10 protein-coding genes and 1 pseudogene are annotated in these 14,382 nt (G+C 44.6%); 9 read left to right on the top strand and 2 right to left on the bottom strand.

The features are described 5' to 3' along the window. Nucleotides 1-453 precede the first annotated feature (453 nt). The 9 genes and pseudogenes from pilG to RT034_RS06300 all read left to right on the top strand — a co-directional run bounded on the left by pilG (nt 454) and on the right by RT034_RS06300 (nt 12,954). The gene (pilG, locus tag RT034_RS06340; RefSeq protein WP_188875712.1) at nt 454-840 is read left to right on the top strand and encodes a twitching motility response regulator PilG; all 387 of its coding nucleotides are present in this window, start codon (nt 454-456) and stop codon (nt 838-840) included. Nucleotides 841-1,085: 245 nt separating this feature from the next. Beyond that, nucleotides 1,086-1,448: a response regulator gene (locus RT034_RS06335; protein ID WP_050324979.1), complete on the top strand. Its 363-nt coding sequence runs from the start codon at nt 1,086-1,088 to the stop codon at nt 1,446-1,448. 5 nt (nt 1,449-1,453) lie between these two features. Beyond that, on the top strand, nt 1,454-1,990 hold the full coding sequence (locus RT034_RS06330) for a chemotaxis protein CheW (RefSeq protein ID WP_007115405.1): 537 nt from the start codon (nt 1,454-1,456) through the stop codon (nt 1,988-1,990). Nucleotides 1,991-2,409: 419 nt separating this feature from the next. Further along, nucleotides 2,410-3,444, top strand: a pseudogene (locus RT034_RS06325) (methyl-accepting chemotaxis protein); the annotation flags it as partial. A 98-nt stretch (nt 3,445-3,542) separates the two neighbouring features. Next, a complete protein-coding gene (locus RT034_RS06320; RefSeq protein WP_313015117.1) occupies nt 3,543-3,758 on the top strand; it encodes a hypothetical protein in 216 nt (71 codons plus the stop codon). Between the two features lie 244 nt (nt 3,759-4,002). Then, nucleotides 4,003-10,689, top strand: coding sequence for an Hpt domain-containing protein (locus RT034_RS06315; RefSeq protein WP_313015115.1), 6,687 nt, complete (start codon nt 4,003-4,005; stop codon nt 10,687-10,689). Between the two features lie 32 nt (nt 10,690-10,721). Further along, on the top strand, nt 10,722-11,672 hold the full coding sequence (locus RT034_RS06310) for a chemotaxis protein CheB (protein WP_313015113.1): 951 nt from the start codon (nt 10,722-10,724) through the stop codon (nt 11,670-11,672). A gap of 56 nt (nt 11,673-11,728) precedes the next feature. Further along, nucleotides 11,729-12,292, top strand: coding sequence for a hypothetical protein (locus tag RT034_RS06305; protein WP_313015111.1), 564 nt, complete (start codon nt 11,729-11,731; stop codon nt 12,290-12,292). Nucleotides 12,293-12,396: 104 nt separating this feature from the next. Beyond that, nucleotides 12,397-12,954, top strand: a complete 558-nt coding sequence (locus RT034_RS06300) for a cytochrome b (protein WP_313015108.1) — start codon at nt 12,397-12,399, stop codon at nt 12,952-12,954. 129 nt (nt 12,955-13,083) lie between these two features. Here the strand turns inward: RT034_RS06300 and minE are convergent, their stop codons facing one another. Both minE and minD read right to left on the bottom strand, forming a co-directional pair. Beyond that, a complete protein-coding gene (minE, locus tag RT034_RS06295; RefSeq protein WP_007115412.1) occupies nt 13,084-13,359 on the bottom strand; it encodes a cell division topological specificity factor MinE in 276 nt (91 codons plus the stop codon). 3 nt (nt 13,360-13,362) lie between these two features. Beyond that, the gene (gene minD / locus RT034_RS06290; RefSeq protein ID WP_313015102.1) at nt 13,363-14,175 is read right to left on the bottom strand and encodes a septum site-determining protein MinD; all 813 of its coding nucleotides are present in this window, start codon (nt 14,173-14,175) and stop codon (nt 13,363-13,365) included. Nucleotides 14,176-14,382: the final 207 nt, after the last annotated feature.

The raw sequence follows: 14,382 nt of genomic DNA, 5'->3' as shown, positions 1-14,382 counted from the left end.
AAAATATAAAACGATGTAGAAATAGCCAGTGCAATAAACTTTTCTAAGCTTATCTCAAGATGTGTCACTATCTCATGGAATCCGTGTATATTAACATGGGTGTATGGGCAATCTACAAAACAGTCAATAGATCGAACCTGAATCATCATAGGATGTTAAAAATGAACGGTAAGTGCATCGATTTAAGCATACTTTGCAGCAAAAAAGTATGGTAGTATTTTAAAAATATCACCATATAGTTTGTTTGTAACTATACTGTATGAAATATTTGTTATATCTTATAAAAAATTATTTAGAATAGCTTTGTTTAATTGTCAAAAATTGTACCAGTTGCTTTTGAGGGTTGAGGCATCATTTGATAGTTGCCCCAACGCCTATAACTTAAAGTTTTGAGCAATCGCTATAGGACAATGGGTAGCAAAATCATAGCGAAACAACCATTAGGAAAATATTATGGATGCAAATTTTGAAGGCCTAAAAGTCATGATTATTGACGATTCAAAAACCATTCGTCGTACCGCAGAGACGTTACTTGCCAAAGCAGGCTGTGAAGTGACTACTGCCGTTGATGGCTTTGATGCGTTGGCAAAAATTGCGGATACCAACCCAGATTTGATTTTTGTCGATATCATGATGCCACGCCTCGACGGTTATCAGACTTGTTCACTAATCAAAAACAACGCAGATTTTGCTGCCACGCCCGTGATTATGCTGTCATCAAAAGATGGCTTGTTTGATAAAGCGCGGGGTCGTATCGTCGGCTCAGATGAGTACTTGACCAAACCATTTAGTAAAGAAGAGCTATTTGACGCCATTGAACGTCATCGTCCTGCGTCTTAATGCGCTGTGCTTCTTCATGCGCTAGGTTGAAGCTAAACAACATGCCATTGCTTGCAACTGTTGTTAACCCCTAAAGTCTGCAATCACTCGATATGACTGAAATATAAGCCCAGATTGCAACCTAGCTAGACGTAGATTTGGGATGCGTGTTTAGTTTAACCGTTGTGCTGTTGGGTTTTTATTCCCACCGAATACAAAACAGTAAAATATTAATGCAATCAATAATTAGGTAAAAGGGTAAGTGTATGGCCAAAATCTTAGTAGTTGATGATTCACCATCAGAAATGGCAAAATTTCGAGATATTTTGACTCGTCATCAGCACGAAGTCATTGAAGCGCATACAGGCGAGGATGGAATTCAAAAAGCCAATGAGTTTTTCCCAGATGTGATTTTGATGGATGTGGTCATGCCAGAGATGAACGGCTTCCAAGCAACCCGCAAACTTACCCGTGACCCAAAAACCAGTCATATCCCTGTCATCATCATCAGTACTAAAAATCAAGAAGCTGACCGCGTCTGGGGCAAGCGCCAAGGCGCACGGGATTATCTCAGTAAGCCGATTACAGAAGAAGCCTTAATCACTGTAATCTGCGCCGTGATGGAGTAGTTTTCGTGTCCTCAAACGGCTTTATCGAGCTTTTACGACTCGCTAACCGCGGTATCAAACGACAAAAAGGTACCCACTTTGACCAAAGAAATCAGTGGCTAGGGGTCGCGTTTTCGTTAGGTGGCCACCACTTGGTAGCCCCACTCGGTGATGTGGCTGAGGTACTATCTTTGCCTGCCTATACCTCAGTGCCTTTGTCAAAACCTTGGCTGCTAGGGATTGCCAATGTTCGGGGACGGTTATTACCGATTACCAATTTGTCGAACTTCTTAGGTTTACATCCATCAGGCTCAAATTACCAATCAGGCAATCAAAAGATTTTGGTGATTGATCAACCCAAGCTGTTTAGTGGCTTACAAGTTGATGAGGTATTGGGTATCCAAACCTTTAGTCGTGGGCAATATCAGCCTATCGAGATGCCGAACGATTCGCCGCTCGCGCAGTATACGCATGGTCGTTTTAGACAAAACGAGCAGATTTGGTATGTGTTTATGCCAAGCTTATTGGCGCAAGACACGCGTTATTTAGAAGCAGCGTTATAACCTAATTTTCTAACTCATTAAAACAATTGAGGGTTTACCATATCATGGATACTAAAACTTCGACCCTAAGTACCAATACCAACTCCCCTGTCGCGGTCGGGCCTGGCAAGAGTAATTATCGTTTGAATAGAGGGGACTCAATCAACTGGATTATTTGGGCAAGTATTTGTGGTGGTGTGGCTAGTTTGGCATTTATTTATCGACTCTACCAATTGATGATTTTGGTACGTCAACAGAATAGTGTTGCCCATAATTTTTTGACGATTTGGTTGCCCTCTATTTTGATTGTATTAGGCGTCATTGGGGCAATTTACTTTTTGACCCGCCAGATTAATGCTAAAACCTCTCGAGAGAAGGCAGAAGGTGAGCGTGAAACGCTGCGTCAGCGTCATGAGATGGAGGTTGAATCTGAACGTGCCCGCAGAATCCAAGAAGAAAACGAACGTAACCAAATGGCGATTTTGCGTTTGCTTGATGAGTTAGGTGACTTGGCGGAAGGTGACTTGACCGTGAACGCAACGGTATCAGAAGACTTTACAGGTGCGATTGCAGACTCGGTCAACTTTGCGATTGACCAATTGCGTCAACTGGTTTCTGCGATTAATGTCACCGCAGAGCGAGTCGCTCGCGCCTCTGACCAAACCCAGGCAACGGCAGTTGAACTAGCCCAAGCCTCTGAAAGCCAAGCGCAAGAGATTGCGGGAGCCTCTGCAGCGATTAATGAGATGGCGGTGTCTATTGACCAAGTATCTTCAAATGCCGCCGAATCTGCTGCGGTTGCGGACCGTTCGGTTGCGATTGCCTATAACGGGGCAGAAGTGGTACAACGTACCATCGATGGTATGAATACCATTCGTGACCAGATTCAAGAAACCTCAAAACGTATTAAGCGCCTCGGTGAATCATCGCAAGAGATTGGCGATATCGTTGGACTGATTAATGATATTGCCGACCAAACCAACATCCTGGCGTTGAATGCAGCGATTCAGGCATCGATGGCGGGTGAAGCAGGTCGTGGTTTTGCGGTTGTTGCTGACGAGGTACAGCGCCTAGCAGAACGTTCAGCCACAGCGACCAAACAGATTGAAACACTGGTTAAAACCATTCAGGCAGATACGAACGAAGCCGTGATGTCGATGGAATCAACCACGGCAGAAGTTGTACGCGGTGCGAAACTTGCAAAAGATGCGGGTGAGGCGCTTGAAGAAGTACAAACTGTATCGAACAACTTGGCATCATTGATTCAGAATATCTCAAATGCGGCGCGTCTGCAGGCAGCCTCAGCGGGTCATATTTCAAATACCATGAACATCATTCAAGATATTACCTCGCAAACCACATCAGGTACCATGGCAACCGCTCGTTCAATCGGTCAGCTTAATGAAATGGCGGTAGCGCTGCAAGAATCAGTATCGGGCTTTAAATTGCCAGATGATGCTTTAGCAAGCGCTTAATGGCTAATGTTTAATAGCCAATTAGGCTTAGTAATCAACATTTAGCTAAAAGTAAAGGGTGGTTTTAACCACCTTTCTTTTTATGCGTGTTAGCTCTTATGTGTGTTAGATCAGGCGTTGCACGCTGTGGTTTTAATCACTACCTTAAAGACGTTGGCAGGGATAAATTTTCGCTAATACCAACAATAAAATCGCAATGGCAGTTTTTTAGCAAAAATTTGGTAGATGCGCAGCAACCGATGCCTTTAGAGGCAGGTCAATACCAACTGGTTGCCCGCAACAATGTGTTAATTGATTTTCGGCAATTTGAGTAGCGCGATATCGTGCGTTATTTGATTGCAAAACGGTTGTCCTAGATTGGCTCAAAGCAGTGGCAAATATCGCAGCGCGTATGGGTGAACATTATAACTTATAAAAGGTATCAACCTGAGTTGACGCCAGACAGCGGGTAAGTTATTTTAAGTGATATAAGAAATTAATAAACGACTGCGTTACAGCTACCTTAAAATCGATAAAAATCGTCATCGTTTTTGACAGTCGTTGTCCTAGGAATATGGTATGAGTAAACAACGTAATTTGATCGCCTTAGACTGGTTGATGCCTGTTTTAAAAGACGTATTTGGTGAGCTTAACCAGTTGCTACAACGACATGACGCGCAGCCAGCGTGGCAGTTAATCGGTCAACATTTGCACCAAATCACCGGTGCGCTCGCGCTTGCCAACCAGCCCGCCTTATCAAAACTGGCGAAAACGCTTGATAAAACCACTATCGCCATTCAGCAAGAAACTTTATCCCCGCAGTATTTTAGTCAAATTAGCCATGCGGTGAGATTACTGCAATTTGACATTGAACAAGTACAAGCTAAACAGCAGATTCATACCGATTGGGTCAATGACCGAATCGCTTATTTTGAGCAGCTGCTTGGCATAGCATCAACTTATGAGCCCATCCAAGATGCTGCAAACAATACTTTATTATTTTTAAGCCAATTACCTACGCCAGACATCAAACACCCATGGGACAGTGCCCAAGCCGAAGAGTTACTCAAAGTCTGGCGTTATACCAGTTTGCAACTACTACAAAACGAGACCAACGATAGCAAACATTTAGATGCGCTGAGCAAAGTTGCTGGCTATTTATCCCAGGCTTCCATCAATCCTGCTTGGCGTCAATTTTGGCAGTTGGTAGCGGTGTGGTGCAATAACTTAACCATCAATGAGCAGCCTGCGCCAACCGCTTATGCTTCGCTGTTAAACAGTCTGTCATTGCTGCTGACGCATGATTTGACTCTCACCCCTGATATTACCGTGTCGCGTCTGGCAGTTGATGTGTTGTTAGCGCTCAATGCGTTAACCCATAAATCACATGACGCTAAAGCCCTGCTATCAAGCTTGGATATCAATAGTAGTGACACGCTTGATAATCTATTTAGTCAAGTATTAGAAAAACTTGAAAAAATTATTTATCAAGTGCATGAGCCGCTCACCATTTTGCCGATGCTTGAATCGGTCAAAAACAGTTTGGCAAATCGCGGTTGGGTATTTTATGAAAACCAAATGGCGCAAATTATCGATGACGTGCGCTTGATGACGCAAGATACTTTTATGGCGTCATCACTCAGTTGGCAGGTAGAACGCCAGCTGCAAGATGTTCATAGCCAGTTGTTGTCAACGGTTGAAATCCTTGATAGCCAAATTGGCTTAAAGCATTTTGCCTATGCCAGCAATCCGCAAAATGAAGCGGTGCGCCAAACGCGCGTGCATGTTGAACATATCAAACAGTCGTTTAATCAATATATCCAAACCCGTGATTTAAATAAATTAACTGTCAATGACGAATTGATTGCCACTATTCAAGTTTTTGGGGCATTAGGATTAACACGTCCCAAAGAATTGGTCGAGCAAATTCGCTTATTATTTAGCCGTATGCATAAAAATTCGGTACAGGTATTAAGCGCGGAAGCCAGTGATGCCATCGCCGACATGCTTGCCCGCTTTGAGCTATTTTTGGATTATTTATCCAATCAGTCTGTTAATGAAGAATTTTTGGATCAAACCCAAACTCAGCTCAACCGCGCTAATTTATTGCTTAATCGCTTAATCGAAACACCACTAACCGCCGCTGAAGTGGTAGCACCCACCAAGCACTTTAGCAAAGATACGGTGATTTACGATGATGAAGGCGAACGTATTGCCAGTGATATTGAATCACTATCACAAGGGGTAGCTACTGCTGGAGAAGCGTCTATCACACAAATGGCTGTCACGCAAACGCCTATGACGCAAACGACTGGCGTGCAAGAATCGCAAGCGCTGGCGGCTGCGAGGCAAGCCCTCAAAGCTGATGATTACAGTATGGATGAAGATATCCGAGATATTTTCATTGAAGAGGCGCAAGAAGTCCTTGCTGAGTTGGGTGAGCAAATTCCCGTATGGGAAGTGGACACTCGTGAATTAGTCGCGCTCAAAGATATCCGCCGAGGTTTTCATACTTTAAAAGGCTCAGGTCGTATGGTGGGCGCTCATCAAATTGGTGAGATGTGCTGGGCAGTAGAAAACATGCTCAACCGTGTGCTAGATGGTACTTTAGCGGTTAGTGATGCATTAGTGGGCTTTATCAAAGATACCCATCGCAAACTGCCGATATTGGTTGAAGATTTTCAGCAGCAGCGGGCGCCAAGTATCGACCCTGCGGTTACCGTGTTGCAAGCGACTAATCTATTACAGCAGCAGCCGATTAACACAGGTCTGCCAGAAACCAATGGCTTAGATAGCCTTGTACCAGTCAGTACTAATCTAGCTGAAGACAGTGATAATATTAATATGGCTCAAGGCAATGAAGTTGCCAGCGACACTGCGCCACCAACCACAGGGGATATTCATGCCTTACCTGAGGTGGTGGCTCGCGAATATGAGCAGCTAACGACGGTCACAGATGCGGTCAGCGATGCCGATATTCAAGAAATTTATATCGAAGAAGCTAATGAAGTGATTGAGACGATTGCCCCGCTTAACGCAGCTTGGCAAGCCAAGCCCGATGATTTTGATACCTTAAAAGAAATCCGCCGAGGGTTTCATACCTTAAAAGGCTCAGGTCGCATGGTTGGCGCCAATCAGCTAGGGGAGCTTGCTTGGTCGATTGAAAACATGCTCAATCGCGTGCTTGATCATACCATAGCGGTTGATGAGGGGGTTTCACACCTAGTTGCTGATGTCATTGACGCATTTGCTGGACTCATCACGATTTTTGCCCAAAATCGTACAGACTATCCCGCAGTGATTCAATTGTGGCAAGCTGTCGCTAATAGCTATGCCAAAAAACATGGCGACAGCTTTAGCTACCCTCAAGTCTTGTCCGCCTTTATGGGGCAGGGGGCCGCCTCGCCGAGTGCGTCACACACAGATGCGGCACTCTCGTCTGGTCACGCCACCGCACAAACGCAAGCGCTACAGGATGTCAGTGGCATTAGTGACATCAGTAGTGAAATGGATGTCGCTGATGACGTATTTATTGAAGAAGCAGACGAGTTATTGGTCAATATTGATAACTTTATCACCCACCATTTGGGTGAGCCTGCAACGCATGTGCCTGATGCCATATTACGCGCATTCCATACCTTGCGTGGTGGGGCAGCCCTGATTGAACTTAACAATGTCTATCACTTAAGCGCAGCGGTAGAAAAAGTATTGGGCGACTTATTACATAATGAAATGCCGCTCACGGCTAGCCAGTTATTGACCCTGCAAGAGGCCAAAGATCTGCTACAAACCTACATTGATGACCATAAAATCCATCATGATTTGACGGTGGTAGAAGATAACACTGACATTGTTGCTGACTTGATTGAGCGTCTAACAGATGCCAATGCCGAATCTTATGAAAGCACAAAACTGACTGTCAAAGACTTGATAGCGCTTGGGATTGATGACTTACTCGATGCTGATCAGCAAGCACAGGCTAGGTTTGCTGGTGAGAGCGAACAAGTTATTGCCTATGCCGAGCAGCTTGAACAGCAAGCGTCAAGGCTTGCGCAAGCGACTGAAGGTTTGAGCTATTTTATCATTCCAAGTACCTTACAGTTTGCCTATAAAAAACTCGCTGATTATCCGCAATTTGCCAAAAACGAAGACATTTATGATGGCTTAATGGGCTTACACAATCAGCTCATCAATATGTTTGACGCCATTGCAGCAGGACTGCGCGTCAATATCAATGAAGAGGCGATTGAAACTTTAAGAAAATTATTGGCAAAAAGTCAGTACCAAGCCGAGATGGATGCTATCGAGTACCAGACAGTTGCTACAGACGATGAACTGTTGCAGATTTTCTTAGATGAAGTGCAAACCATTCAGCCCGATGTGCAAAATTACTACAACCAATGGCTCAATAACCTTAGCAATTTAGAGGTGGTCAAAGAACTAGCTAATTATATGCACATCTTAAAAGGGGGTGCAGAGCTAATCGGGGTATCGAGTATCGTCGAGATGGCGCTACGTGGTGAGCAAGTGTATGACGCCATTGACAAAGGTATTTTACCTAGTGATACCGATACTGCTTCATTGCTACAAAAACTGCATGAAACCATTGCCTCACAGCTCAAGCAAGTTCGACAATTTAGTCGCTCTTTTGAAGCCACAGACTTTGCCCAGCAAATTGATGAGGTCATCGCCGGCACAGTACAAAGTCGAGACTTGGTATTTGCGGTGCCACTGATTGTTGAAGCCAATCCTGAAGAGTCGATAGAGCAAAAACAACCTGCCAAAGAGGGTGATAGCGCACTTGCGAAAAATGACCCACTCTACATCGAAGAAATTATTAATAACTTTGAAGAGCGTCGTTTAGAGACTTGGAAAGGTCAAGAGCCTGATGAAGATATCTTAAAAGTGTATCTTGAAGAAGCCAAAGAGCTGATTGATAGCAGCAGCCAGCATTTACAAGAGTTCCGTAGTAATAACAGTGATCTTGCAGCATTACAAGCCTTGCAACGTGAATTGCACACCATCAAAGGTGGCGCAAGAATGGTCGGTGCAGAAGGGATTGCTACATTAGCGCACGAAATGGAAACCATCTACGAAGAGCTAGGCAGCCGCCGCAAACCTGCGACTCGGATGATTGGTAACCTATTGGCGGTGTGTCATGACTGGTTAGCAAGTGCGATTTATGTCTTAGAAAATAAATTTAACCCACAAACGCCGGCAGCGTTGGTTGCAGCACTGCAACAATTCTCGCGAAAACCTGATAGCTTAAAAGAAATCCCCAATGCTAACCTCGCCAGCCAAATTGAACAGATTGATATCTATCGCAGTAGTCTGGGGCAAGACACGTTAGAAGTCAAACAGCGCGACCTAAGCGTCATGCCGCTGATGACGGGTAACTTTGAATCTGAGCAAGATCAATCGAACCTTCATGCTGAGATGCTTAGGATTTCTGCAAGTACCATGGAGCGCATGATCAACCTATCGGGTGAGTCCGCGATCAACCGCTCACGAATCGAGATGGGTATATCGAGTCTATCGAACAATATCGAAGAGATGGGTGCAACCGTCCAGCGTCTAGCAGATCAGCTACGCCGTATGGAAACCGAGCTTGAGATTCAAATCTTGTCACAAATTGGTGATGAACATGCGTTAGAAAGTGACTTTGACCCGTTAGAGATGGACCAATATTCAGCGCTCAACCAACTGTCAAAATCGCTCTCGGAGTCGGCATCGGACTTGTTAGACATCAAAACTACCATGCTCGATAAAACCCGTGAAACCGAAAACTTGCTACTGCAATTATCACGTACTCAGACTGATTTGCAAGAAGGGTTGATGGACTCACGTACTGTGCCATTCTCGCGTATCACGCCACGTCTGCAACGGGTCGTCCGCCAAACAGCCACTGAGCTTGGCAAATCTGTTGAACTACGAATTCTAAATGATGAAGGTGAAATTGACCGTAATATCCTTGAGCGTATTACCTCACCGCTTGAGCATATGCTACGTAACGCCGTTGACCATGGTATCGAAAAATCGCAAGAACGTATTGAAAGTGGTAAATCAAGAACAGGCTTAATCACGCTTGAAGTGCTGCTTGAAGGTGGTGAAATCGTTATCAACTTAATCGATGATGGGCGCGGTATTAATGTGAATGCGGTACGCCAAAAAGCGATTGAGCAAGGCTTGATTTCTGCCAAAGATACCAGTCTAAAAACACTTGATATCATGCAATATATCTTTACTGCGGGTCTGTCCACCGCCAAATCCGTATCACAAATTTCAGGCCGTGGTGTCGGTATGGATGTGGTACAAAGTGAGGTCAAACAGCTGGGTGGTGTAGTCACCGTCGATTCTGAAAGTGGCAGAGGCTCACGCTTTACCATGCGTTTACCATTGACGGTTGCGGTGTCTGATGCCTTGATGGTTAGGGCAGGCGATAAATACTTTGCTGTACCATTGGTGCAAATTGAACGTGTGATGCGGGTCAATATCGATGCAATTGCTAATTTTTATACCAGGAATGCTGATAGTATCAATATCGATGGACAAGCCTATCGTCTGCGCTATCTCAATCAGATTTTGTACGGCAGCGACCCAGTGGATGCACTAGCGCACCAGTCAAGCAGTGTGCCGGTGATTATTATTCGTACTGACTTAGGTCAGCGTATGGCGCTGCAAGTGGATATGATTGCAGGCTCTCGTATCGAAGTGGTCGTTAAACCGCTTGGTCGTCAGCTCTCGCATATTGATGGCATTTCGGCTGCTACCATCATGGGTGATGGTTCGGTCATGCTGATTCTTGACTTGGTGGCATTGATGCGTAATGTCAGCAACATTACCAAAGTCGAGCTGCAAAAAGCCAATAAAGCGGCCAAACGAGCGCACAAACCGCTGGTATTAATTGTGGATGACTCAGTAACCGTGCGCAAAGTCACCTCGCGCTTACTAGAACGTCACGGCTATGATGCCCAAGTGGCAACAGATGGTATTGATGCACTAGAAAAACTGCAAGAAATGCTACCTGAAGTCATTGTATTGGATATTGAGATGCCACGTATGGACGGCTTTGAAGTCGCCAACCATATTCGCCATAATTCACGGCTCCAGCATATTCCTATTGTCATGATTACATCGCGTACCGGTGAAAAACACCGTGAACGCGCGTTTGATATCGGGGTGAATGAATACATGGGTAAACCATTCCAAGAACAAATGCTGTTAGACACGTTAGCGCGCTTTACCCAACAAGCAAAAACTGACTAAGCCGACTGGCCAGGTAAAGGATACAATCATTCATGCTGTCAAAGTACCCACCGCTGCGATTTTTTATCGTTGCTGAGGAAAATCAGCAACGGCTCGCCTTTAGCGATACCATTCGTTCTTGGGGATTTGAAATCGTGGAATGCTTGGCAGCGTCACAGTTGTTCGAAAAACATTTTCAGCAAAAAGTTGATGTGTGGCTAATCGATACCCCAGACGATTACGCAGTCATTCAAAATGTTGAAAAACAACAGAATGTCAATTTGACTAAGATTGTGCTACTGGGCTTTGTCACTGCGCCTTATATCAATGAAAGTCTGTTATATGCCAAATGGCAACGCCAACTCAAGCGAAAAATTGCCAACATGCTAGAACGTAGCGATTTGTTAGAGCCCTATGATGCTGCCAAGAGCGAAATCAAACCGTGGAAATATGTGGTGTTGCTCGCAGCCTCGATGGGCGGACCACTGGCGATTAAGGAATTTTTAGATAATTTGCCCGAAGATTTGCCAGTGGCGCTGTTACTAGCGCAGCACTTTAACCAAAATACGCTAAACACCTTGCCAAGAATTTTAAATCGTCACAATGAGTGGCGCTGTGACATAGTGACCAATACCCAGCAATTATTGACAGGACGTTGTTTGATTTTACCGATTGAACACAGCGTGGTGTGTGATTCCAATGGACGGGTGATTTTGCAGCGTAAACCTTGGCAAGGCAGTTACAAACCGCCAATCAGTGACGTCATGCGTAACTGCAGTGAAGCGTTTGGCAATAATTTAATCACTATTGTGTTCTCTGGTATGGGCAATGATGGCAGTGATGTGGCAGCGACGGTCAAAAAAAATGGCAGCATTATTTGGGCGCAATCCCCTGACAGTAGCACCTGCGCGAGCCAGCCACAAAGCATGATTGAAAGCAACCAAGTCACTTTTGTTGGCACCCCTAAGCAGTTAGCTCAGCAGCTAATCGCCTTGTGTGGTTAATACGGCAGGCTAGCAGCGACCCCTAAATTTCTTATTAATCAGTAAATGAGCAGGCTATGGCAAACGATTTAAACCGTTATTTTAAGCAAGATGAGGATGTAGGCGTCCTAAGTATCACCACAGGTCAATTAACCATTGCTCGAATTCCTTCTAGCAGTTCGCCTGACTGGATTGTGCCGCAAGCTTTGATTTTGAGCATTGATAACTATGATGAGCGCATTTGGAATTATATTTGGCGCGGTCAAGAAGTGTCAGTGTATCACTTGTTGGCAAAAGATGATAAGCCCACCCACTTAGTGGTGTTAGAAAGCGTCACCGATATCCATCGGATTGCCTTGCAGATTCATGGCGAAGTGACTTTTCATTCTGTGCGTATTGCCGATCTCAAAGACGCTGATGACGCCACTTACCAAGCTGGATTAGCGACTCACTACCCTGACTTATTAGCCGCCTTAAACGCGCCAAATGATGAGGTCGTCGAGCGCTCGCGCGCACCGAATTTGGCAGACTACAGCTTACAGCAGGACTATATTTTTCAGCCAGTCATGTTGGCAGGTGAGCTATGTGTGGTGCCAGATTTGGACAAGCTCTCGCATTTCTTGGTGGATTTAGATAGTTAGACACATTCCGCCTTTGTGCTATTTTGCCAACAGTCTGTTACTTTTATTTTGCCCAAAGATTGCTAGAATAACCCAAAACAAATCATGATAAGGTAAAATTCATTATGGCATTATTTCCTGCAAATGAAGCGCCACAGCCGATTGCCCCACACGGTATCAATAAATGGTCGCTATCGTCACGTATTTTCCATTGGATTAGTGTGGTATTGTTGATTGCGACTTGGGCAATGATTGAGCTTAATGAAGATGCAACTGACTTTACCTATTTTGATTTGCATAAAGCGTTTGGACTCAGTGTGTTATTTTGGACAGTAGGTCGTATTATCAACCGTTTTGTCACCAAAGCCCCCGCCGATGTGCCGATGCCAAAATGGCAAAATAAACTATCGCATTTAACCCATTTGGCACTGTACTTGATTTTGCTTGCCATGCCTTTGGCGGGCTGGTTTTCTGTTATGTTTGATGGGGAAGGGGTGAGTATGTTTGGGCTATTTGATATCCCAGCCTTTGTCAGTGAAAACAGTGATTGGTCAGGCACGTTAGAAAAAATTCATAAAAATCTGTTGTGGACCTTGTTGCTGGTGTTCACAGCCTTGCATATCATCGGCGCGCTGTATCACCAATTTATCCAAAAAGACCATTTAATTCGCCGTATGCGCTAAGTTAGCCCATAGTATAAAAAAGCCCATGTCATCATGGGCTTTTTAGTCAAAATTTTTTAAATGCAACCTAGATTACTTAAATTAAAAGTAATTTAAATTAAACGTAACCTAGATTAAGCGCAACATGAATTATTGGCGTGTACTATCAGGCAAGCTGATATTCATCTCCAACACTTCCATATTCGCTTCATTGTGATGCTGAATATTGACGTCATCAATGTTAACACCTGACACGTAGGTATTGACCACTGCCAAAATCTCACGTTTCATTTTTTCGATACGCTCTGGGGTTAACCGATTGTGCAAGCGGTTTTCGCTAGCAACGATGACCTTTAGGCGCTCTGCGGCAGTATTGGCACTGTTTGACTTTTGCTCACCGCCAAATAAATTACTCCAAAATCCCATAGCCTAACCTCCAAACCAGCGTTGTAGGAAGCTTTTCTTCTTCACCTCGATATGGCGATAGGGACGTTCTTCCCCCAAGAAACGAGCGACCATGTCATCATAAGTTTGACCGGCTTTTGAAGTTTGATCTAGCACCACAGGCACACCTTGGTTTGATGCCTCAAGTACGCTATTGCTTTCAGGAATCACGCCAAGTAGCGGCACTTTTAGGATATCATTAGAGATGCTGTTGATATCCATCATCTCGCCGCGCTCTGCACGTTCAGCGTTGTAACGGTTGATGACCAGGTGCTCACGTACGACGCCTGTACCTTCTTCAACTTTTTTAGTACGGCTTTGCAAAATACCGATGATACGGTCTGAGTCACGCACCGATGAGATTTCTGGGTTGGTCACGATGATGGCTTCATCGGCATGGTACATAGCTAGCTGGGCACCGCGCTCGATACCAGCGGGCGAGTCACACACGATGTAGTCAAATTGTTTGGCTAACTCATTAATGACTTCGGCGACTCCTTCATCTGTCAAGGCGTCTTTGTCGCGGGTTTGGCTGGCAGGTAAGATAAACAAATTATTGAGCTGTTTGTCTTTTACCAAAGCTTGTGACAGGCGCGCGTTCCCTGAGATAACATCAACAAAGTCATACACGATGCGGTTTTCGCAGCCCATAATGAGGTCAAGATTTCTAAGACCCACGTCAAAGTCAATCACCACAGTTTTAAAGCCGCGAAGGGCTAGACCTGTAGCGAAAGAGGCGCTAGTGGTGGTTTTGCCTACCCCGCCTTTTCCTGAAGTTACAACAACGATTTTTGCCACTTTGGCATACTCCTATTCATAGCACGGTGTCAGTGAGGCTGTATTGGTTAATCATCAAGCCATACACACATTCACGCTAAACTGGTTTGAAAAATATGGATATAAATTAACGTAAATCGTTAAAAGTTAAGGCTTAAATTTTAGTTAGCCCAAATTTGGTTAATTGGACTAGTTTAGCATAAAAAACTTTTCGAAGTTAATCGAGAG

The organism is Moraxella sp. CTOTU48841 (assembly GCF_032061225.1).
Classification (GTDB): domain Bacteria; phylum Pseudomonadota; class Gammaproteobacteria; order Pseudomonadales; family Moraxellaceae; genus Faucicola; species Faucicola cinerea.
This window is presented reverse-complemented; position numbering and strand designations above follow the sequence as displayed.